Source organism: Myxacorys chilensis (assembly GCF_059505265.1).
This window is the reverse complement of the sequence record NZ_JCACKG010000022.1, coordinates 1-21,119: the sequence shown is the minus strand read 5'-3', so window position 1 is coordinate 21,119 and position 21,119 is coordinate 1. Positions and strand designations below refer to the sequence as shown.

At 46.0% G+C, this 21,119-nt stretch carries 16 protein-coding genes; 3 read left to right on the top strand and 13 right to left on the bottom strand.

Features of this window, described 5'->3' with window-relative positions; translation table 11 throughout:
• Positions 1–17: 17 nt before the first annotated feature.
• From AC5JLB_RS01220 to AC5JLB_RS01200, 5 genes are all read right to left on the bottom strand, one after another.
• The gene (locus AC5JLB_RS01220; protein WP_495872033.1) at positions 18–3,044 is read right to left on the bottom strand and encodes a type I restriction endonuclease subunit R; all 3,027 of its coding nucleotides are present in this window, start codon (positions 3,042–3,044) and stop codon (positions 18–20) included.
• A gap of 10 nt (positions 3,045–3,054) precedes the next feature.
• Complete coding sequence (locus tag AC5JLB_RS01215) at positions 3,055–3,279, bottom strand: type II toxin-antitoxin system HicA family toxin (protein ID WP_495872032.1); 225 nt, start codon at positions 3,277–3,279, stop codon at positions 3,055–3,057.
• Positions 3,279–3,515 carry a type II toxin-antitoxin system HicB family antitoxin gene (locus AC5JLB_RS01210; RefSeq protein ID WP_495872031.1) on the bottom strand — a complete coding sequence of 79 codons (237 nt, stop codon included), beginning with the start codon at positions 3,513–3,515 and terminating at the stop codon, positions 3,279–3,281. Before AC5JLB_RS01210 ends, AC5JLB_RS01215 begins: the two co-directional genes overlap by 1 nt.
• An 80-nt stretch (positions 3,516–3,595) precedes the next feature.
• Positions 3,596–4,948 (bottom strand): restriction endonuclease subunit S, encoded by a 1,353-nt coding sequence (locus AC5JLB_RS01205; protein ID WP_495872030.1) that lies wholly within the window; start codon positions 4,946–4,948, stop codon positions 3,596–3,598.
• On the bottom strand, positions 4,948–7,158 hold the full coding sequence (locus AC5JLB_RS01200; protein ID WP_495872029.1) for a type I restriction-modification system subunit M: 2,211 nt from the start codon (positions 7,156–7,158) through the stop codon (positions 4,948–4,950). Before AC5JLB_RS01200 ends, AC5JLB_RS01205 begins: the two co-directional genes overlap by 1 nt.
• Before the next feature lie 572 nt (positions 7,159–7,730).
• On the opposite strand from AC5JLB_RS01200, the gene AC5JLB_RS01195 reads away from it, so the two are divergent.
• The gene (locus AC5JLB_RS01195) at positions 7,731–8,234 is read left to right on the top strand and encodes a ribbon-helix-helix domain-containing protein (RefSeq protein WP_495872028.1); all 504 of its coding nucleotides are present in this window, start codon (positions 7,731–7,733) and stop codon (positions 8,232–8,234) included.
• A gap of 895 nt (positions 8,235–9,129) precedes the next feature.
• Here AC5JLB_RS01195 and AC5JLB_RS01190 read toward each other — a convergent pair.
• Together AC5JLB_RS01190 and AC5JLB_RS01185 are read right to left on the bottom strand one after the other, a co-directional pair.
• The gene (locus tag AC5JLB_RS01190) at positions 9,130–10,629 is read right to left on the bottom strand and encodes a hypothetical protein (protein ID WP_495872027.1); all 1,500 of its coding nucleotides are present in this window, start codon (positions 10,627–10,629) and stop codon (positions 9,130–9,132) included.
• A 644-nt stretch (positions 10,630–11,273) separates the two neighbouring features.
• Positions 11,274–12,038, bottom strand: a complete 765-nt coding sequence (locus tag AC5JLB_RS01185; RefSeq protein ID WP_495872026.1) for a GUN4 domain-containing protein — start codon at positions 12,036–12,038, stop codon at positions 11,274–11,276.
• Positions 12,039–12,173: 135 nt separating this feature from the next.
• Between AC5JLB_RS01185 and AC5JLB_RS01180 the strand changes: the two genes are divergently transcribed.
• Positions 12,174–12,380, top strand: a complete 207-nt coding sequence (locus AC5JLB_RS01180; RefSeq protein ID WP_495872025.1) for a hypothetical protein — start codon at positions 12,174–12,176, stop codon at positions 12,378–12,380.
• Positions 12,381–13,100: 720 nt separating this feature from the next.
• Here AC5JLB_RS01180 and AC5JLB_RS01175 read toward each other — a convergent pair.
• The 4 genes from AC5JLB_RS01175 to AC5JLB_RS01160 form a co-directional block, all read right to left on the bottom strand.
• A complete protein-coding gene (locus tag AC5JLB_RS01175) occupies positions 13,101–14,225 on the bottom strand; it encodes a PDDEXK nuclease domain-containing protein (protein ID WP_495872024.1) in 1,125 nt (374 codons plus the stop codon).
• A gap of 129 nt (positions 14,226–14,354) precedes the next feature.
• Positions 14,355–14,804, bottom strand: a complete 450-nt coding sequence (locus AC5JLB_RS01170; protein ID WP_495872023.1) for a hypothetical protein — start codon at positions 14,802–14,804, stop codon at positions 14,355–14,357.
• Positions 14,801–15,385, bottom strand: a complete 585-nt coding sequence (locus tag AC5JLB_RS01165; protein ID WP_495872022.1) for a nucleotide-binding protein — start codon at positions 15,383–15,385, stop codon at positions 14,801–14,803. Before AC5JLB_RS01165 ends, AC5JLB_RS01170 begins: the two co-directional genes overlap by 4 nt.
• A 411-nt stretch (positions 15,386–15,796) precedes the next feature.
• Positions 15,797–16,129, bottom strand: coding sequence for a TRADD-N-associated membrane domain-containing protein (locus tag AC5JLB_RS01160; RefSeq protein ID WP_495872021.1), 333 nt, complete (start codon positions 16,127–16,129; stop codon positions 15,797–15,799).
• A 145-nt stretch (positions 16,130–16,274) separates the two neighbouring features.
• Between AC5JLB_RS01160 and AC5JLB_RS01155 the strand changes: the two genes are divergently transcribed.
• On the top strand, positions 16,275–18,710 hold the full coding sequence (locus AC5JLB_RS01155; protein ID WP_495872020.1) for an NACHT domain-containing protein: 2,436 nt from the start codon (positions 16,275–16,277) through the stop codon (positions 18,708–18,710).
• Between the two features lie 195 nt (positions 18,711–18,905).
• Here the strand turns inward: AC5JLB_RS01155 and AC5JLB_RS01150 are convergent, their stop codons facing one another.
• Together AC5JLB_RS01150 and AC5JLB_RS01145 are read right to left on the bottom strand one after the other, a co-directional pair.
• On the bottom strand, positions 18,906–19,928 hold the full coding sequence (locus tag AC5JLB_RS01150) for a YaaC family protein (protein WP_495872019.1): 1,023 nt from the start codon (positions 19,926–19,928) through the stop codon (positions 18,906–18,908).
• A gap of 43 nt (positions 19,929–19,971) precedes the next feature.
• Complete coding sequence (locus tag AC5JLB_RS01145; RefSeq protein ID WP_495872018.1) at positions 19,972–20,571, bottom strand: tyrosine-type recombinase/integrase; 600 nt, start codon at positions 20,569–20,571, stop codon at positions 19,972–19,974.
• Between the last annotated feature and the right edge of the window lie 548 nt (positions 20,572–21,119).

Genomic DNA, 21,119 nt, shown 5'->3' with positions numbered 1-21,119 from the left:
CCATAGAGATTTAAGGTTTAACTTCCATCCTGATTAATCTGCTGATACACCGTTCGCATCAAGTACTGAGCTGCCATCTCTCGAAAGCTATCATCATTCATCAAGCGTACAAAAATCTCTTCATTGTTTTCTAGGCGTTCAATGAAGAGGGTTTCGAGTTGTTTATTGAAGACCGGCTCGAAATTCTCTTCTGTATTGACTTTGGCAGATTGGCGTAATTGCTCGTTGGCAACGGCTGTTTCACGCACCTGATCGAAGAAGAGTTGGTCTGCCAGGGTAAATTCAGTACCAAAGCGGTCATTGAGTTTTTCAACCAGTGTAGAAAGCTGCACTTCATCATCTGCCTGACCAGTACCAACTTCTCTCGGTCCATAAAGGGCTACGGCTTCACCTGCCTTCAAATCGATCGCCCCTTCGCTGATTTTTTCCAAACGATAATACTTGAGCTGCACTTCATCGTCAATTTTTATCGCCGGACCATCTTGAGTCCGAGGCAATTTGGTTAATAGGTAACGACCAAAGGTGTAAAGCTTTTCTAGCTCAGAGTCCTGATACGGAATGACTTGTGAGAGGAACAAATACAAATTACGGAAGCTGGCGAGCTGGCTTTTAAATAATGCTTGTTCTTCAGCTTCTACAGCGTTATATCTCTCAACTACTCGATCGAGGATGCTATTGAGCTTCTTGTGCTCTCCGCCGGTAGGATTCATGCGGTTACGGAACCAGATTTCGCACCATTCGTTCACATCGTTGGTGTCGAGGATCGACCATGCATTGAGCCTGTAAGCTAAGTTGTTAAGCTGCTGCGGATCTGATTCTGCACCAATGGGAGTGGTTTCGTAGTAGGGCTTGAAGGCAGTGTAGATATCTTGAGGTTCGTTAATGAAGTCGAGGACAAAGGTATCTGACTTACCGGGAGTGGTGCGGTTAAGTCGGGAAAGGGTCTGTACCGCTTGAACTCCTGCCAATCGTTTGTCTACATACATGGTATGCAGTAGAGGTTGGTCAAATCCGGTCTGGTATTTCTCTGCAACTAGCAACACCTGGTATTCTTCGGTGTCGAACTTGCTGGGTAGTTCTTTCTCCTTGATGCCATCGTTCAGGCTGACTTCGGTAAACTTCTCGTCTGGCAGTTCTTTCAAGTACACTTCACCGGAGAAAGCGACCAGAGATTTGATACCGGTGTAGCCTTTTTCTTTGAGGTATTTATCAAAGGCTAGTTTGTAGCGCACTGCATGTTCTCGTGAATTGGTAACGACCATTGCTTTAGCGCGACCACCAATTTTATGAATGGTGTGGCTACGAAAGTGTTCAATGATGACCTCCACTTTTTGTAGGATGTTGTAATCGTGCAGATCGATAAAACGGGCTAGGGCACGGGCAGCCTTACGACGTGGAACTGCTGAGTCATCTCCAACCGTTTGGATGAGGTGATAGTAACGTTTGTAGTAGGTGTAGTTCTCCAGCACATCCATGATGAATTCTTCTTCGATCGCCTGCCGCATACTGTAGAGATGGAAGGGAGACTGACCATCTTCGCCGGGTTCGTCAAAAACGACCTTGGTTTTATATTTAGGAGTGGCAGTAAAGGCGAAAAAGCTGAGGTTGGGTTGCTTGGTGCGCTTTAGCTGTTCCCGCAACATGGCTTGTTTGGCTTCATCGCTTAAGTCCTCTTCTTCTATATCGAGCAGTTGCTCAGCGATCGCGGCTTCAATTCCCTCTTTATTGAGAACCTTGCGGAGTTCCATCGCTGTTTCGCCCCCTTGGGAACTGTGCGCTTCATCCACAATTACAGCGAAACGTTTGCCCTCAGTCGAGATGGCGATCGTTTCTCCTTTTTTCTCTAAGGTCTGAATTGCTTGGGTAATGAAGGGAAACTTCTGAATTGTAGAAATAATGATGGGCACGCCATCTGATAGAGCTTTGACCAGTTGCTGAGTATTTTCGTCAATCTTTTGCACAACACCCTGTTTATGCTCGAACTGGTAAATGGTGTTCTGAAGCTGCTGGTCAAGGATGAGGCGATCGGTGATAACGATAACGGAGTGGAACACCTTATTGTCATCAGCATCGTGCAGGCTGGAGAGATGATGGGCTAACCAGGCAATCGAGTTAGATTTGCCCGACCCTGCTGAGTGTTGAACCAGGTAGTTGTGCCCGGAGCCATTAGATTGGGCATGGTCGACGAGTTTGCGGACGACGTCTAGCTGGTGGTAACGAGGGAAAATCAGTGCCTCTTTGCGGAGGTGCTTTAATCCTTTTTCGGTGGCAATTGTCTTCTCGTCAATTTGTAGGTGGAGAAAGCGAGCCAGGATATCCAGTAGACTTTTTTTGGTGAGAACTTTGCGCCACAGATAGGCGGTGCGGTAGTCGCCTTCAACGGGTGGGTTGCCTTTGCCATAGTGATGCCCGCGATTGAAGGGAAGAAAGAAGGTGTCTTTGCCATCTAGCTGGGTGGTCATGGTGACTTCTTCGGTATCTACGCCAAAGAAGACTAGGCAGCGTTGCTTGAAGGTAAACAGCAGTTCTTTGGGGTCGCGCTCGTAGCGGTATTGATGTTTGGCGTTCTCGATCGTCTGCCCAGTCATGGGGTTTTTGAGTTCCAGGGAAATGATGGGTAGCCCATTGACGGCGAGAATGATGTCGGGAATGGCACCGCTGGCGGTCTCGACTTGGCGGATGAGGGTGAGTTCATTTTTGTTGTAGCGCGTGAAGGCATCGGGGTCCATGCCGGTGTTAGGAGCAAAATAGGCAAGGCGCACGGTTTTGCCAAAGCACTTGAAACCACTCCGCAGAACGGTGAGCATGCCTTTACTCTGGAGTTCTTTTACCAGACTATCGAGCAAAATTTCTTCGGCTTTGTCCTGGTTCATCTGGGTGAAGCGGTCCCAGAATTTGGGCTGGGTCTTTTGCACGAAGGCGATGATATCTTTTGGGAAAAGGGCGCGATCGCGGTCGTACTCATCGGGGTTGCCTTTGGTGTAGCCGCCCTCGGTTAGTAGAACGTCTTCGATCGCGTCTTCAAAGTTAAGTTCTTTGTGCATGGTGTTGCTATCAAGCCTGAAGGAATTCTTCTGGGGTGAGACCTGTTTGTTTTAGAATTGCCCTAAGTGTTCCTTCTGGCATCTCACCAGGGTGGTTAGGAATCGTGGTGTAGCGGTTGGTAGATGGGTTGTACCAGATTTCATGGCTGCCGGCAGCTTGGCGATCAAACTCAAAGCCTAGTCGCTTGAGCCGCTTGACGATTTCCCGATATTTGAAGCCTGCTAGCCGTCCCATTAAACCCCCAAAATGAGTGGGTAATCGAATGAATCTTCGATGGTGGTTAGACTGACTGTACTTTGACGATCGGTTTGAGCTTCGATGAGTTTTTTGGCAACATCACGCGCAATCTCGATGGTTTCGGCGACGGTGCGCCCCTGAGCTACTAGACCCGGAATATCGTCGGAAGTTGCCAGGTAAACCCCTTCAGGTAGTTTTTCGATGTGTAGTTTAGCGATTTGTTCCATGATCATGACTGTTGAGTAAGGTTAGCTTTAATCGTTTCCCTGATGGGTGCCGTTATGAAACAACTGGATAATATGTTCTGTAGTCATCAAGCAGCCTCTAGTGATTCCAGTTCAAGGATCACATCACGTACGTCGATTTTGCCTATGACAGCGTTGGTGATGAGTGCCGTACGATATTCTTTTAAATGCTTTATTCCTAGTTCAACTTTCTCAATTTGATCGTCGTAAAAACTGAGTTGCTCCGATAGCAAAAAACTAATTCTCTTTTGTTCTTCATAAGGAGGAACAATTAAAGGAATAGAACCTATATCTGACATATTAAAATGCGAAACTGTACTTCCAAGAGAAAGGCTTTTTATAAACTCATCAGCTATACCTGAGTAAATAGATTGAAGAAGGAAATATCCATCATATTTCTTGTGATTAAACTTGAAAAGAACCATCCTTTGCCCCAAACATGATTTTGGAGCTATAGGCACTAAACAAGCTTCTCCCGCAGGTGCTTCTCTTGTAAAAAGAATGTCTCCTGGTGCTGGAATAGCTCTTGATGTCCATTCTCTATATGTTTTTTCATCTGTGAACTTTGCGCCATCAAGTAATAACCTTCCATTTTTAACATTAGTAGTTCTGACTACTAGAAACTCCCCATTATCATCGTAGGGTGCCGTCTTGTGAGGAGTATCAATAATTTCGTCAACGACAAACTTAAGTCTCTTGATTTTCCAGTGTGCAGGGATTTCGCCTAGCCAATCAATACCAGAATCTTTCATGGGAACGGTAAGATCGCACCCCTTCGTAACAGCCTGACTAATCAGAGCAGTACGTTTTTCAGTAAGCTTTTTGAGCAGGGTTTCTTTTTTGGTAATCAGTGCGTCAATCTGAGCGGTTTTGTAGTCGAGAAAATGGGCTATCGATCGTTGTTCTTCAAGAGGAGGAATCGGTATTCTCAATTGTTTGAGGTCATCTTGACTTAAATTCGGTTGACCGCCACCAGTTGACAAGGAGATAAGAATTGGGCGGCGCATCCATAGCCAGTAATAAAAAAACTTAGTGTCAAATATTGATGGTTCTGCAAAAACACAGCAAGCTTGGTTAACAGCAGCATCAATACCAAGAATACCAAGCCGACCTATCGTGGCACCATACATTGCTATAGCAAGGCTTCCTTTTTGGTATAACTTCAATGCTGAATACTCTTCCAATGCTTCTCTAGTGATCTTTTGAGATGTGTCAGTGATGACCGTTTCTCGAAGCTCAGATGTTGTGACCCATGGAGTCTCGCCATCGTAATAAAGGGGATTATCGCTTTTTGGCGTTGTCCCGCTGCCGATTCTCTTAAAACCGTGCGTAGCTTTCCAAACCTCCCAATGCTTTGGAATTTCGCCTAACCACTCAATCCCAGACTCTTTGTATTCCGTATAAGACAAATAGCCACCCATCACACAATCACTCCCAGCATTTTCACGATATCCGCTTCTAGCTGCTTAATGTCGTCCTCAATTTCCTCTAATGGTCGTGGCGGTTGATAGACATAGAAATGGCGGTTCAGCGGAATCTCGTAACCCACTTTAGTTTTACTGTAGTCAACCCAGGCATTGGGCACATGGGGCAACACTTCGGCTTTCAGGTAGTCTTCACAGTGCTGCCGCACTAGCTTTAGCAGCGCGTCCAGTCCCGTTTGTTTGTCGTCATAGCCGATGGGCAGCGGCAGCGAAATATCCTGCGGCAACGGCACAATCTCGGTATCGCGCAGCTCCGGGTCTGGTTCTGGGTTGCCATTGCTATCCTGGCAGATATCGGCAGTCGGGTCGCGATCGCTCAGCGCTGCCAGCACTGCTTTCTTCACAGGTGCACTCAGTTTGATACCTGCCGCCTTCAACGCTGCATCCAGCACCTTCAAAAACTTGGGACGCGACTGATACAGCGTCTCACCATCCAGGTTTTTCAGCACTGCAACGATCGACTCCTGTTCTTGTTTACCCACCTCCAGTTCCATCTGGATCGCCTTGTCATCCTTACGCTTCTTGCTTGTCGCTAAATTGACAAACGCCGACTGTTCCCAGAGTCGTTCAATCCGTTCCGGGCTGGCTTGAAAGTTCAGGCGTAACGGGCGATCAACGGTGATTTTGAGAAAGCCAAACTCCCGGTTGTCAAAAATCTTAGAGCAGACCCGCTGTTCGAGCTTCCCATCCACCATGACCTCGCGGGTGGCATCGTGCTCGTAGTCCCCGTAAAGCCCCACCAGCGCTGCAATGTGCTCTTTCGATAACTCGTTGCGCTTATTTCCCAGGCTCTTTTTCATCTTCTGGAAATGGCGTGTGCCGTCGATGAGCTGCACCTTGCCCTTGCGGTGTTTCGGCTTTTTGTTGCTCACCAGCCAGATATAGGTGTAGATGCCCGTGTTGTAAAACATTTGGTCGGGCAGAGCCACTACCGCAACCAGCCAGTCATTTTCGATAATCCATCGTCGGATGTTGCTCTCCCCACTGCCCGCATCGCCCGTGAATAGCGGTGAACCGTTGAACACGATCGCAATCTTAGAACCTTCCCCGCCATGCTCTGGAGACGGACGCATCTTCGAGATCATGTGCTGCAAAAACAACAGCGACCCATCGTTGATACGCGGCAGTCCCGCCCCAAAGCGACCACTAAACCCCTGCTCCTTGTGCTCCTCCTTGACAAAATCCTCTTCTGGCTTCCACTCCACCCCAAACGGCGGATTAGCCAGCATGTAGTGAAACTGCTTCTCTGGGTGACCGTCATAGGGCAAGAAGTTATTGCTCTTGCTCTTGGCATCTTTCACCCCCAGCGTATCGCCGTAAATCAGGTTATTGATCGGCTCGTCTTTAATCAGCAGGTCAGAACAGCAGATGGCATAGGCTTCAGGGTTGTATTCCTGCCCAAACAGACCCAAGTTTGCATCGGCGTTTTGAGCTTTGATGTGTTCCTCCGAGACAGAAAGCATTCCCCCCGTTCCGGCAGTCGGGTCATAGATGCTCTTGTAGATGCCTGCCTTAAATACATCCTCCTCATCGCTAAACATCAAGTTGACCATCAGGCTAATGACTTCGCGAGGGGTAAAGTGGTCTCCAGCCTCTTCATTCGCCTGTTCATTGAACTTGCGAACCAGCTCCTCAAAAACCCCTCCCATGTCTGTGTTTGAGATGCGAGCCGGGGAAAGGTCAATGTTGCAAAACTCTTTCAGAATCAGATACAGCCGATTGCTTTCATCCAGCTTGTCAATTTCCTTCTCAAACTCAAACTTCTCAAAAATCTCGCGGATTTGCGGCGAGAAGCCGTTGATGTAAGCGACCAGGTTACTCGCTATGCCATTCGGATCACCCATCACTTCTGCCAAGGAGAATTTGAAGGTGTTGTAGAACGGCTGCACGCGATCGTCACCCACCGCAGCCTTAGAAATGGCTTTCTCTAACGCCATTCCCGTAAAGCCTTTCGCCTCTAACCGCTCCTTTTCTGCCAGCACCTTCTTCTTGGTTGGCTCCAACACACAGTCCAAGCGACGCAGCACCGTCATCGGCAGCATCACACGGCGATACTGCGGGGGACGATAGGGTCCGCGCAGTTTATCGGCAACGCTCCAAATAAAACCGACGAGCTCTGGATGTTTGTTGTCCTGCTTTTCTGACATTGCTTCTTCTGAAAGGATTTGTAGAGACGGACTTATAGCGTTTGGGCAATCAGTAGCAACTCTTGAGAACTAAGCCCTAGATTGCCCACTCATTTTCCTCTTAATTAACCAACTTTTAGAAATAGGGTTGAGCTGACATGGGAGCAGCACAATGCAAGCTAGACCAGAAAGTCCTTTCAAATTGATTTTAGAGAATCTATCAAAGTGGCGTTCCCGTAGCAAATGGACCAAACCCAACTCTAAGAACCTGCAGGACTAATTCTGAACCGTATGACCGTCTAGTTATAGCTCGCAACTGTTGATTCCTCGTTCTAGCCAACTGCTGAAAGCCTTAAAAATCAAATGCACTTCTGCCTAAGACAGCAGTAGGCAAACTAAGAACATCCCTAATGTTTTTGTATTTTTTATACTTGAGTCAAAGAGAATTGACTACGCAACCATCCTTCCTCTCCATGATTAGAATTTCCTAACGCTACTTTTAGCTTGTTTTCCTCTCAAAGAAGCTGGCAAAAGTCCAGTTAATCCAATACACTCTTTGTAAAATTTGTTATCTTTGAAATCATTTAAAGTCTATGCCGACCCAACCAATGGTAGGATGCCGAGTACCGGCAGAATGGAAAGAAAAATTAGAGACGATCGCGAACGAGTCAGGTAGAAACACGGCTCAGGTCGTTCATGAAGCGATTCGACAATATATAGAAACAATTGAAGAGGCATCGATTAACACCAAAATTCGCGAAGTTCTGCAACTTCCGGGCGTCTTAGAAACAAATCCGGTGATTTCATCGTTATCACAGAGAGTGGGAGAATTTGAAGCCAAGCTGTCCTCAATCCAAAAACTATTGGCTACTCTAGACGTTTCCTCAGAAGAAACTAAACCTAGCAAGGTTCTGCTTACCTCAGAAGAACTTGCCTTAATTTTAGGAGTAACACCTAGAGCCGTGAATGCTGCAGCTAGTAAAGGCAAAAAGCATTTTACGGATTGGACTGAGCGATTTAGAAAAGGAGGAAAGTGGACATTTGAGGTTACTAACCCTGGCATGAAAAAGCTTGATCGCCGCTTCGTTCCACTCTAGACTTCTTCTCATATGAAAGAGGAATATAAAAGAAGGAAAAGAACAAAGCAAGTTTAGTCACACAAGATAATAATCTATTATCTGGTCTATGACGAAACTATGACGAAATTCAGCTTCGTAGCAACCTGTTCGTAACCATTATAGAGGAAGTTTGAAAGCCAAATACACTAATACCGAAATTCATTTTCTAGCGTAATGAAATCACCCAACTCTTATTAAAGAAGAAGAAGACTCTGAAATCAATGTTTTTCAGCGGAGTTCTTATCAAACTTGTAATAATTGATGCAGTTCTACCTTTGTAATATCAACATATATTCATCTAGAACATAAAATACATAAGAATACTGACTTTCCTTTTGAGATGATGCTCCCGCAATCGCATCTCCGCAAATATTAAGACATGACGCTTTACCGACCGTAGAAATGATGTCATAGGAATTCAGTGCTGCAATTGCACCCTCTAATACACGTCAGGTTCTAATATCGCTCATGGTTCTCCCTCAATCCCTTCCGTCTTGAGACTAGTTCAGTCGTGAGGTGCTAAAGCAAGTTGTGGGAATCATTGCGGTGAATTTAGAGCTTGAGGCTGATACGAATTCACAAAACTATGAATCTATTCCCATATAGTAATTATTCAACGTCAAGGTTTTATTGCAATTGCTCTTAAGGTAGTGAAAGCAAAATTTCATTTCAAGCCAAAATCTTGAGAAATCAACGCAGATCTTCAAGACATCAACTGCCCATCAAAATACTTCAACTCGCACGATTTTTTCAATCGATTTCTATCGAGCCAAATTTTCTGTTAGCGAGGGTATATTGGGAAAATAACTACTTTCAACCAGATTTCTTTTTGAGTTTCATCACTCACTATAGAGTTTCTTTATGAAAATCTTAATCAAGTTAATTTTCTCGCCAATCCAACCCATTGAAGTAAAACACAGTGACAGAAGAAAGGATCAGCATCAAGGAAATTAGCCGGAGAATCACAGACTAATTCTGCCCTACACTTCATATTCTGTTCTAGGGTGTGTAACTCCCCTCCCGACACTGGTTCTCGCGATTCTGCTAGGTCAGGAGATTTTGTGGCTGCATCGCTGGGATCGCTTGCCGCTGCTGCTGTTACACACGCTGTCTCTTCGACCGGGGTAAAGTGCTCGGGATGCCATAGATGGCGGTAGCGGTATAGGGTCTGTACGCTCGTGTGGGCTTCTCGTACGAGTAGTCGCACTCGGCTGCTGGCGTCGGCGGGGAATTGTCCAATGCTCTGGAGGCGCGCTATGGTGTCTCGAATCCGCCGTTGCGCTTCTTCGGCTCGCATCTGGTTCTGGTTGATTGGGATCACGTTGCTGGTCTCGCCTCCGTTGGGGGTGGAATGCTCGGGGCTGCGCTGCGGCTCGCTCCCTAATGCCCACCAGTATTTCTCGGCGGCTTTCGCCCAGAGTGTAGATCGCCTGGTGATCTCGTGCTGGTGGCGGCAGTAGGTTTCGTAGCCAGGAGCGTTAATCGCGGTGGTTTGGACAAATTCGGCTAGGGCTTCGCTCTGCAATCCCTCGAAGACGACGCCGTAGCAGGCAATTGTCTTTAACAGGTGGTTGGTCTGTCCAGTCCCGGTCCAGCCTTCGTTGATTTCGGTTTGTAGGTCGGCTCGCCACGATTCTACGGCGGCGATGCGCTGCCGTTTGCGTTTGCTGCCGTTGCGACGGGCGACGGCGATCGCTTCGTGTAGGGTTTCGAGGTCTTGTCCTGAAGCGGCACTATCCCAGTGGCGGAAGAATTGTCCTAGAGCGGTGCCGATGGGGTTACTGTCGAGGTCGAGCAGGCAGGAGCCGCTGTCGGGTTGTAAGGGGAGGCGATGGGCGTTGTACTCGATCTGGGTGCCAGGTATGGCATAGGCTTTGGTGTTCGGGAAGGTCTCAACTTGTCCTGCGGCGATCGCAATCCCTTGGGCTTCTAGGCACTGCTTCAGAGCTTGCGCGAGTCCGAAGGTGGGTACGGCGTAGGGTAGGGGCAGATAGAGATGCAAGCCGCCTGAATGGCTCGACCTCAGGAGAACATAACGAACAATGCCGATGGTTTCGAGCGCCGCCAGGATCAGGGTCAACCCATGGGGATTGTCTACTGGATGATAGGGACTTGTCCTGTCAATATCGATCAGGGCATAGCTCGTCGTGGAGCCAAACCGCACCCCGACCAAGGTGCTGGAGTCATTCCAGCCCTGCCAGAGCACGCGGGGACGCAGCGGGTATTTGGTCTTGGTTTTCCACCCGGGCTCGGCAGCATTCTCGCCGGAGATGCTGTGCCAGCGGTAGGGGAAGGTTTCACATAGCCGTTGTCCGAGGGGGTTGGACGGCAGTAATGCGGATGATCTTTGATCCGCAACAGGCAGAGCAGTCATATTTCTGGGAAACCATAGCGCTATTTCCCGCAAGGACTGCTAGAATCGTAGACGCAACTTGCTACTTATCATCCACTAACGTGGTGCAGTCCTTCGGGCTGTTCATTCTTTGAGAGACCTTCGCGGGTACCAGCCGTCGAGGGTTTTCTCGCTGTGTGTTTGACTGAACGAGAAGTTCAGTCGGATCAGATTGTACGACTAAACGCAGAATTTAGCTTCACTAGAGCGTGATTTTTTGCCACTTTTCAGAAAAAACGCTGATGACAGAGAAGAGTAGCAGTACGGAATTGTAGGAAACTGTAACATTTCACTTTACAGGGGCGACACGATCTCGACTTTGCTCGGCAAATCATGATCACCTTCAGAAAGCTGTTTAGGATGAGTGCTTGCTCAGATCTAAACAGAACGCTACCGAAAATGCGTCTTTCCGGCAGTGTTCTGAAGTGGACTGATTGCTCTGAGGCGGAACTGCTTCGCAACACGCTAATTCCGCTTTTCTGATTACAAACTGAGAATTGTTCCCGTCAAAATAGGACTTCTGCTCGTGGGTACAGAAAACTAAGCTAACAACCCGCTTAACCTACCGCAGATGAACTTGAACTGCCCAACAGATAAACCCTCAACGGTCGGGTTCAAGCGGGTTATTATGCTGCGCGTCTACATTCTTCAAGCCTTAAAGCAATACGAGAAAAACATAGACCCCCAAACCATAAACAAACTGGAAGATGACCTTTTGGGGCTGAAACATCGAAAATCATTTGATCGTAGTCATAACTAATTTGTCGCCATCCAATCTTGAAAGCAAATTTATCCCAGGCTGTTTCATAAAACTCTCCATCAACTCTACCACCAACTTCCAAGTAGATTCTTTTCTGGCTACTGAAGCCAAAATGATCATCACTGTAGGTCGTCCATAAATGATCAATTGTGTGAAGGTCTATGCAAGGAATCTGGTCCACATCTTGCTTAAATTTCTCCTCATTCCATCTACCATTTACCATCCATTCGCTTGCAGAGTTTCGCCAACATAGTTGTAGGAGAAAGAGTCTCGTTATCCTATCTGCCTCAGACCAATTCTGCTCTTTCAACGCATTTTTTAGTTGTGTATAGTCAATTTCTCTATCTGAACGCAGGTCATATTTAGCGATAAGGATCGGTTTCTTGAAAAACTGATTTTCAGACGAAGAATCAACGATCGCTTTCCAGTCCTCAAGGTCGATAGCTCGGCAGATGGAGATGAAATTGGCGCGACGGATAGGTCTTCGATCCCAAAATCGCTGCAAGGTTTTGAGTGATATATCCGCTTTCGTAGCCCATTTATCGTCATGTTTATTCCAGCGTTTCAGACGCCGCGCTGGATCAACGAGATCATCTAACGCCTGTTGAGATGCCTTGAGGGAATTAGACATTTGACTAAATCTGCTTCGACTTAGGTTAATTCTGACCCAATTTTAGTCAGTTTGGAAAGTGGCTAAAACTGGGACTACAGTGTCCGTGGAACTTCCGGCATCCTTGAGACATGAACACAAATGGAGATAACTCAAATGTCTCAGAATCAATTAACTACAGCTAACCAATCGATTCCACCCATTTCCCCGATTGACCCCACTCTCATCATTGAACATGGGGAGTCTCCTACTGCGATTATTTTATCAATCGCAATCCTTATTTCCATTCTTGTTGGGTCTATTACAGGGCTTGTTCGAGTTGTCATGCTCATGATCTTGCGTCAGTCAAAGCCCTTTCGCTAGATAGGTTTATCACACCTCCCTATGTAAAAACAGAATTTTGCGGGATTGAGTCACTAAGGAACGACGCATCCCGCAAACAGTTCTCTAGTTGCGTTTCTACCAATAACTCAAGCAGCATAATGATTGAGTTGAACCGCACCGAGTCAAGCAAGCAACACCAACTAAAGTTGATAGTGCGGTTAACCTCGCGACTATTTGCAGCCTGTCGGTTCCAACAAAATGTTCTACGGAACTGGCGTGGATGTAGTGTTTCCAACGGGTAACATTTCTATCCAGTTCTCGTGGAACTAATAATTAGACTGACGGGTTCCGCCTAAAACTTTCGATCAGCGTGTTATGCAGAATTTCGTCTGCATAAGATCCTAAAACTGGTATGCAGAAACTTGTCGGTCTAACATTCCAAATTCGGGAAATAGATGGAATGTTTCTGTCCAATTCTCTAGCTTGGAACAAGCAATCGCCCCCAACGCAATGAATATATTTGTTCTAGAGCTTCTGCGCCTGATCGCAGAAGTCCTACCTCAAACTCCTGCTCTGTCGTTGCTCACGTGATAGTTGGCATATGAGAGGATGCGGGTTGTGGAATATAACCGTTTAGCGATTTAAGCCGTTTTTAGTCCAAAGCGTACTTTAAATGAGGTGATGGAGAGAATTAATTTCTCTCCATCACCTCACTCATAGGTTGTCACACATTCAATTCACATCAACTTGTTTAGATCATCAATCTTCCTCCACCTCCTGGGATTCAATTTCTGCTGCCGCAGCTTGCAGTTCTACTTCTAACTGCTCGATCGAGGGAAGGCTGTTTTTGAGATGCTGGGGCAAATCTTCTTTGAGTTTGTAGGTTGCTACTCCAATCGGTTTGTGAATATCTTGCAAGGCATATTCGATCGTAATATCACTCTTGGAACGACACAGAATAAGTCCGATGGTGCGTTTGTCCTCTGGAGAACGAATCAGATTATCGATCGCAGACACGTAAAAATTGAGTTGTCCGCTATAAGCTGGGATAAACTCCCCAATTTTCAACTCAATCACCACGTAGCAGTGCAGCTTCACATGGTAGAAGAGTAAATCAATGAAATATTCTTTGCCGTCGACAATTAAAGAATATTGGCTGCCGAGGAAAGCAAAGCCGACCCCCAACTCGATCAAAAAATCTCGAATGTGGTCAATGAGTGCATGTTCTAGCTCTCGTTCTTGAGCATCCTGACTAATCGAGAGAAACGTGAAGTTGTAGGGGTCTTTCAGAAGTTGAGTAGCCAAATCAGAATCAGCACTTGGCAGTGTTCGATCAAAATTAGTGCTGGCACTGCCTTGGCGTTCCCGAAGCTTGGTTTCAATCTGGATCGCCAAAATGTCTCGGCTCCATCCATTCTCAAGCGCCTGTTGGGCATACCATAGCCGATCGTCTGTCGATTTGAGTTTCTCCAATAAGGCAATGTTGTGTCGCCACGGAAGTTTTGCAACGCTGCGTTGCAAGAGTGCCTTGTCTGGAAAAGCCTCGGCAAACGCTCGCATGTAATTCAGATTCCGAGCTGAGAACCCCGTCAGCTTGGGAAACTCCTTCTTCAGGTCTTTAGCTAACCTTTCAACCACTTTCGTGCCATACCCTTCTTGGCGCTGTCGCATTAGAATCTCTCGCCCAATCACCCAGTAAAGCTGAATCAATTCCTCGTTGATGGCAAGAGCAGCCCGGACTTGTGCGCTGCGAATTCGATCTTTGAGATCACTCAAGAAATCGTTGTAGTCATTGGGGAAAAGGGACGTTTGTTTGGGCACAAGGAAACTCCGAATTGAAAAGACGTGATTTGCGATCGCTGCTAATCCAAATTCCGCCAACACTGCTTATGGTATTGGTCGAGGTTGGTAGGTTGCGCTGTATCTGAATGCCACGATTCAGTTTGGGGTTCCATCACAAACCGCTTCACTTTCCAAGCATCAGGGCAGTCTTCGTAACTCAGTAAGTAGAAATTAGTTTTTCTTTTCAGATTTTCGCCTTGGCGTAATTTCAGATATTTGAATTTCTATATTTTCACCCTGCTGCCATTTTACCCAGGCAGAAAGCAGCAAATCTACCAATTCAGATTTATCGACCTCAATTCCTTGTCGCTTGAGCTTCAGCAATTCGTCTTCGATGTCTAAATCCGTTTCACGCTGGATGTAATAGGTTCGTCCAATCCAATCATCATTGGATCGCTTGCCGGTTGCAGGTCTTCCTCTCCCTCGTTTTTGTGTCTGAGATGTGGTTTCGACAGGAGCCTTGGATGAAGGTGTAGAAGCACTTTGGTTTGCAGTTATATCCGTCTCGATAGACTCCGATACCTCTAAAGGATCGATCGCTTGAACAGGTTCTGTGCTCTCCAAAGGAGATGCTTTTTTGCGACTGGCAATTGCTTTTGCAAATAGGTTCTCTTTACTCATGCCAAAATTTCCTTACCAACAGCGCTATAGTCGCTCCATGCAATTCTTGCTTTTGAATCGCGGCTTTCGTAAACAGGGACGCCTGCTAGAGCTGCTTTTTCGTAAGCAGCGTACTGTCGAATTGACTTTTTAAAGATGGGGTATTCTGAAAGGGCTTCCCGTGCTTGTTCGCCAGTCTTGCGTGTAGGTGGCACAATCGTCAGCAAGAGCCGATAGCGATCGCAGTTTAACGATTCGAGTAAGTCAACAGTTTCCAAGGTTGCCTCAATCGCCAAAATATCAGGACTACACGGAATAACCAGCAAATCACATCCCTCGACCAATGCTTCTAAGTCCTCTTTTCCTGGTCGCGCGGCTGTGTCAAAAACAATGTGCTCATAGTTCTTCGTGTGTCGTGGAGACTGCATCAGCTCAACAACTTTGAAAGGAAGCGAGCCTCGGCTTGCCCATTTTAAGGACGATTTGTTTGGATCACCGTCAATCAATAGCGTGCTGCTATTTTGCGACAGGTAGCAAGCAATATGAACCGCGCTTGTTGTCTTTCCGACTCCTCCCTTTGTAGAGGCGACTGTGATAAGCACGATTGATTCCTCAAAACGAATATGTAAATAATACCCTTTTGTATTTACATCAATACAAATTTTTGAATTTATAAAAATTCGCCTTATCAACAATACAAATTTTTAGATTTTCATATTTTTGAAAATTCAAAAATATGAAAATCTAAAAAAATGAATAAAGGCATCCAGGATTATGACCTGCTCTCATGTATCCCTATTAAAAAAGGGGTATCTTTCGGGCAGTTTCAGCCTTTAAGAGAAAGCTTTGGTCCTCCTAGCTTTCAGGTCACTCGAGGGGAAAGGGTAGGAGGGAAAAACGCCTTATCAAAAAAGGGTCCTTTTTTGATGAAGAATCATCTTGTTCTTTGTGCTTTCGAGCATTCTATTAAGGATGCGTGATCACATCCCATTCCCTACGATCGCACATTCGCCCTACTGGGAATCCCGCAACTCCTCTAAAAGATGATCCAATCTATCATTGGCATCTTTTGCAAGACGACAACAAAGAACCGTCGAAGTCATTCCGGTTGTAGTGGTTAAAGCACCCTCAGGAACTTTACCCGTCAAACCCCAATACAAACCGAGAACACTAATTCCTAGTGCAATCGCAGCAGAACCATGAGCAAGATTGGAAGCATTGCGTGCCTGACGAAGGCGTTCTTGAGCAATCGCGCGTTCGATTGGGGAGAGAGTTTTCTGATTGGCTTGATGGAATCGCTTCTGGAAGATGCGGGATGTCACACGTATCAAATCTTTATCAGGCATAAATTTAGGTATGCTTCAGTAGAGGTGGACGTGGGAGTTGGGCGCGCTTGCCTCTTCTCTTATGAAACACCTAAATTTCTGAAATCCTGTCTGAGTAAGACGTTAGAGTTACGTCTGCCTTATGTAAGAGTTTTGCAGGTGGAGTATGGCGCGATCGCTGCGGGCATCAATTACAGGAATTAAAACGGCTGAAGCAATATTCAAGCGAAGGGGCTGGACGCAAGAGTATTTAGCGGGAATGTGTCGCTGTACCCGCCAAGTTGTTGGCAACTTCTTCGCGAGACGGGCAGTGAAGTCAGATATATTTCAGGCTATTTGCGCCGAACTTGGACTGGAATGGGGCGAGATTGCTGAAGCTGACGAAGGAATGCAAACGAAGAATAGACCTTCTAGCCTGAATGAATTAGTCGCAACCATTCGGGAAATCATTCGAGACCGTATCCAAAAGCAGTATGGAACGATGCGGGTGTTAGATATGAGTCAACCAATTGATTTAGACAACATCTACACTAACGTTAACGTTTTGGAGAAAATAACTGCACGACGGCGTTTAGAGATGTCCGAATTGCTAGAATTGAACAATATTAGCAGCCAAGACGTTGAGCGATTTAGCCTTAGTAATGTTGTTGAAGAGTGCATTCCAGGGATAGAGGCTATTGAAAAATATGAGCGATTGCTGATTTTGGGTAAGCCTGGAGCAGGGAAAACGACGTTTTTGAAACATTTAGCAATTCAATGCATTAGCGGAAATTGGTACGTTGATCGAATTCCTGCCTTCATTACCTTGAAAGACTTTGCAGAAGAACCGGGTCAACCTTCCGTATTGCAGTACTTGCAGCAGCTACTTAGTGGCTATGGATTAGCTTCTAACTTGACAGTGAAAACGGGGTTAATGCAATCTCTCTTAGCTTGGAATGAAACATCGGTTGAGCAACTACTGAAGGGTGGGCGGCTCTTGGTGTTACTTGATGGTTTAGATGAAGTCAAAACTTCAGATGCGGGTCGAACCCTGCGGCAAATTCGCGACTTTGCTGACCAATTTAACCAAAGCCAGATTGTTATGACCTGCCGGATTGCGGCACGGGAATATACATTCGACCAATTTACCGAAGTAGAAGTTGCAGATTTCAATGACAACCAGATCGCGAGTTTCTCACAAAAGTGGTTTCATGCCAAAGACGATTTTGTAAAGGCAGAACGGTTTACGGAAAAGCTGAAAGAGAATAGTCGAATTCAAGAACTAGCTACAAATCCATTGTTACTGACTCTGCTTTGCATTACTTTTGAAGAGTCTGGAAACTTCCCTCAAAATCGTTCAGAGCTTTATAAGGAGGGGCTAGATATTTTGCTCAAGAAATGGGACATCAAACGCAATATTGAACGAGAACAGGTTTATAAACAGCTCTCGCTTCAACGAAAAGAAGATTTACTAAGTCACATTGCCTTTAGCACTTTTGAAAAAGGAGATTATTTCTTCAAGCAAAAGGCAGTTGAACATCAGATTGGCAACTATATCCGCAACTTGCCCAGTGCTAATACAACTCCTGACGATCTGCAACTGGACAGTGAGGCAGTGTTAAAGTCAATCGAGGCACAACATGGTTTGCTGGTAGAACGGGCATGGAAAATTTATTCTTTCTCCCATCTCACTTTTCATGAGTTCTTTACAGCAAGGGCAGTTGCACTCAGTCGGCAACCTCAACAAGTATTCCAACAACTAATTCATCACCTGCTAGAAAAACGTTGGAGAGAAGTGTTTCTGCTAACAGTGGGACTTTTAACAGAGGCAGATGAATTGTTGCAGATGATGAAATCAGCGGTAGACCAGATTGTGGCAAAAGATGACGAACTGCAAGAGTTCTTGGGTTGGATCAATCGCCGATCTAATTCGATCAAAGCTTCGTATAAACCTGCTGCCATCCGAGCCTTTTACCTTGACCGTGCTCTCAACAGAGATCGCTCTCGTGATCTCGAACCCGCTCTCGACTTCGCCCTCGATCATACCTTTGACCTCAGCGATATCAGGAACCACGACCGCGAGTATATCGACAACCTCGATCGTGCCCTCAAATTTTACGAGAAGCTCGACCAAGAATTCGCTTCTCTCTCCTCATACGTTCTGAAAGTTTACGATGGATTTTCCTGTGACCTCGATGATGCTCCGGACATTGGTTTCTTCCTCAAACGCAAACCCTCCTTGTTGTATTACTATTTCTTTAGGGCTCCCGATCTTAATCTTGAATTACTACAAGAGTTGCAACAGTTAAGGAATGAAATTCCCTCAATTGATGACTGGGATAATAAAGATAGCAATAGCAGACAATGGTGGCAAGACAAAGGAAAAATTTGGATTGAAAAACTGCGAGCTTTGATGATTCAATATCGTAAGCTAAGGCACGGTTGGCAATTCACCGAAGCTCAGAAACAACAACTCCATCAGTACTACGATGCAAATCGCTTTCTCGTAGTCTGCCTCGACAGCGATTGCTACATCAGCCGCGAAGTTCGAGAGCAAATCGAAGCCACTCTCCTATTACCGATTAGCGCAGAGCGCAACTCTGTGAGAACCGCTTCCCTTTAATCACTCTTCGCTCTCAAGCCACAATTCCAGATTCTTCAGTACTTTCTCTACAATTGCGCCTCTTTTCAAAGGCTGTAACTCACCTAACACGTTTCTTCTGTCAAAAAAGGGGTTTAAACGTAGACAGGGTAAGAGAAATCAAGCGTTTCTTCGCCCTATCAGTAAACGAGCGTTTTTTAATTGCCTATAACCGTGCTATTTTCCTGTTTTCAACACATCGTAAATCAACTCAATGACAAGATCTGGATAAGAATTCTCAACGAAGTTCTGCGCCCTATTAAGCGTAGGCCATAACGCATCCTCTTTGTCCCCCTGAATCAGCGACATCCACTGCGTTGGGTAATACCGGACAAGCATCCCAAGAAAATAAGAGGTGATATACGTAATGCAAAGCTGAGAATAATTAGAACTTCTTGGAAACGGCTCGACAATATGTAAGACAGGTATAGCATTGAACTGCTTTTGGATATAGGTATGCATGAATAACGGTTTACTTCTGTTAATTGTTTCCGTATCACACACCACATCACACCAGTTATCATCGCAAGAAACAGCATAGCCAAGAGTTGTATAAGCGTCTTTGAAGGTGTCGAACCTTGCCTTATGTACTTTTACTTGGAAGCCTACCTCTGGTTTATACGTCATATCATTGACGACTGCATACTTCACTTCACTAGAAATATTTATGTAATCTTTTTCCAAATCAGGAATTCGCGCGAGAATATCAGCAAAAGAAAACTGTTCTCCAAGTTCAGGAGTGCCATAACTGAGCCACCAATCAACACCCTCAGAACGAACATGAATAGAAATTCTGTTATCAGTGCCTTTTACAAAGTCATAAAACAGACCCCCGCACGTTTCTATCTTTAACTCATCCAATAAATCTAATCTCACTGATGACTTGCCGCATAACACGTTTTTCCACTCAACTGTCTTTAGTCCATGCGCACCTGTTAGATTAGCCTCTCCACCATTAGTACCCAATAGAAGCAAAAGCGCCCTACTAAGACTTGTGACACCGTAGAAAGTTAGAAGAGGGCGAACTGAGAAGTTTGAGTTGTTTGCATTCCTAAAATATTCACGTGCCTGTCTTGCTGCTGCATTTATTTCTTTTGTACGGCACTCATTTAAGCTACGCCCGTGTATTGTTTTGTACCATTTTCTAACGATCTCCATACTCTCTAATGAGAGAAGCTGCTGCCATACTTCTTGATTCAAATTGTTACTCTCTTACTTGTTCTACAAGCATAGTTCAGTAGGTTTACAACTCTAATTCGTAAATCTGGGCAATCTCCTCTGCTTGAATGCCTAAATACGCTAATGTTTGCTGCTGCGTGGCGTGCCCAAAGGCTTCCATGAGTAACGGAACCGCCGTCCCGCGTTCCATCCGCTGCCAGTATCCCCACGTCTTGCGAAGCGTGTGGCTACCATAATTTCCCTTCAGCCCGCTATGCTGGCACCACGTCTTAACCATTGTGCTGACGGTGGGGACAGTGAGACAACCACGTTTGCCCTGAAAGAGATAGGTATCATCGGGCAGGGGATTGACGGTAAGGTGCTGTGAGACCGCCTTGACCACAGCACCATTGATCGTCACGCTACGGAATTTACCCGTCTTGCTTTGCTTCACCCGCAGTAGATCGCCAGGTTGCAGTCGTCGCACCTGACCCACAGTGAGGGACAGTAATTCATTGGCGCGATAGGCCGTGTTGATACCCAGGATGAACAGACAGAGATCGCGGGGGTGATCGCGCAGAAGTTTTTTGATGCGCTCGATTGCTTTCTTGTCTCGAATAGGTTCGACAGTCAGCACTGATCCGGGTGAAGGATGATGAGGATTTTCGCCTTTTTGGAACGCCATGAGGCTCTCGGTCTTTTCACTAAGTTATAGAGCATCCTAAAATGTAACTTAGTGTAAAAATGCATCGCTGGCAAGCGGCAACCGCGACTAACCCTTATCAACCCTAGTTCCGACCTAGCTTTTAGCCAAATTCCGATTCACTAAGTTTTGAGTAGTAGTTAATGAAACTGGAGGAGCAGATCATCAAGGTCTTCTTCTTCACAGGGGTCAGGACGCATTCCGGATTACTTAGGACGCTTACTAAAGTGAACAGTCCTCTCCTCTTTGCCGTCTCTCCTGCTCTATAAACAGAAGTATGGAATCAGAACCAAGCGCAATTCAACCTTCACGCTCCCTCTGGTTCTCTTCGCACTCACTCGCTTCCCAGCGCTCTGGAGCAGCTTTGCAGCTTATTCCTAGGCGGCTGGTGATACCCCAGAAGGCGTGAGTCGCTGATGTTTATTCCGGCTGCCTTTCCAGGCACAAACACTTCTTTACCTTTCACAATCCTTTGGGTGACTATGAGATCTCTTCAATCTGTTGCGATGCTTTCGGGTCTTGCTGCTTTA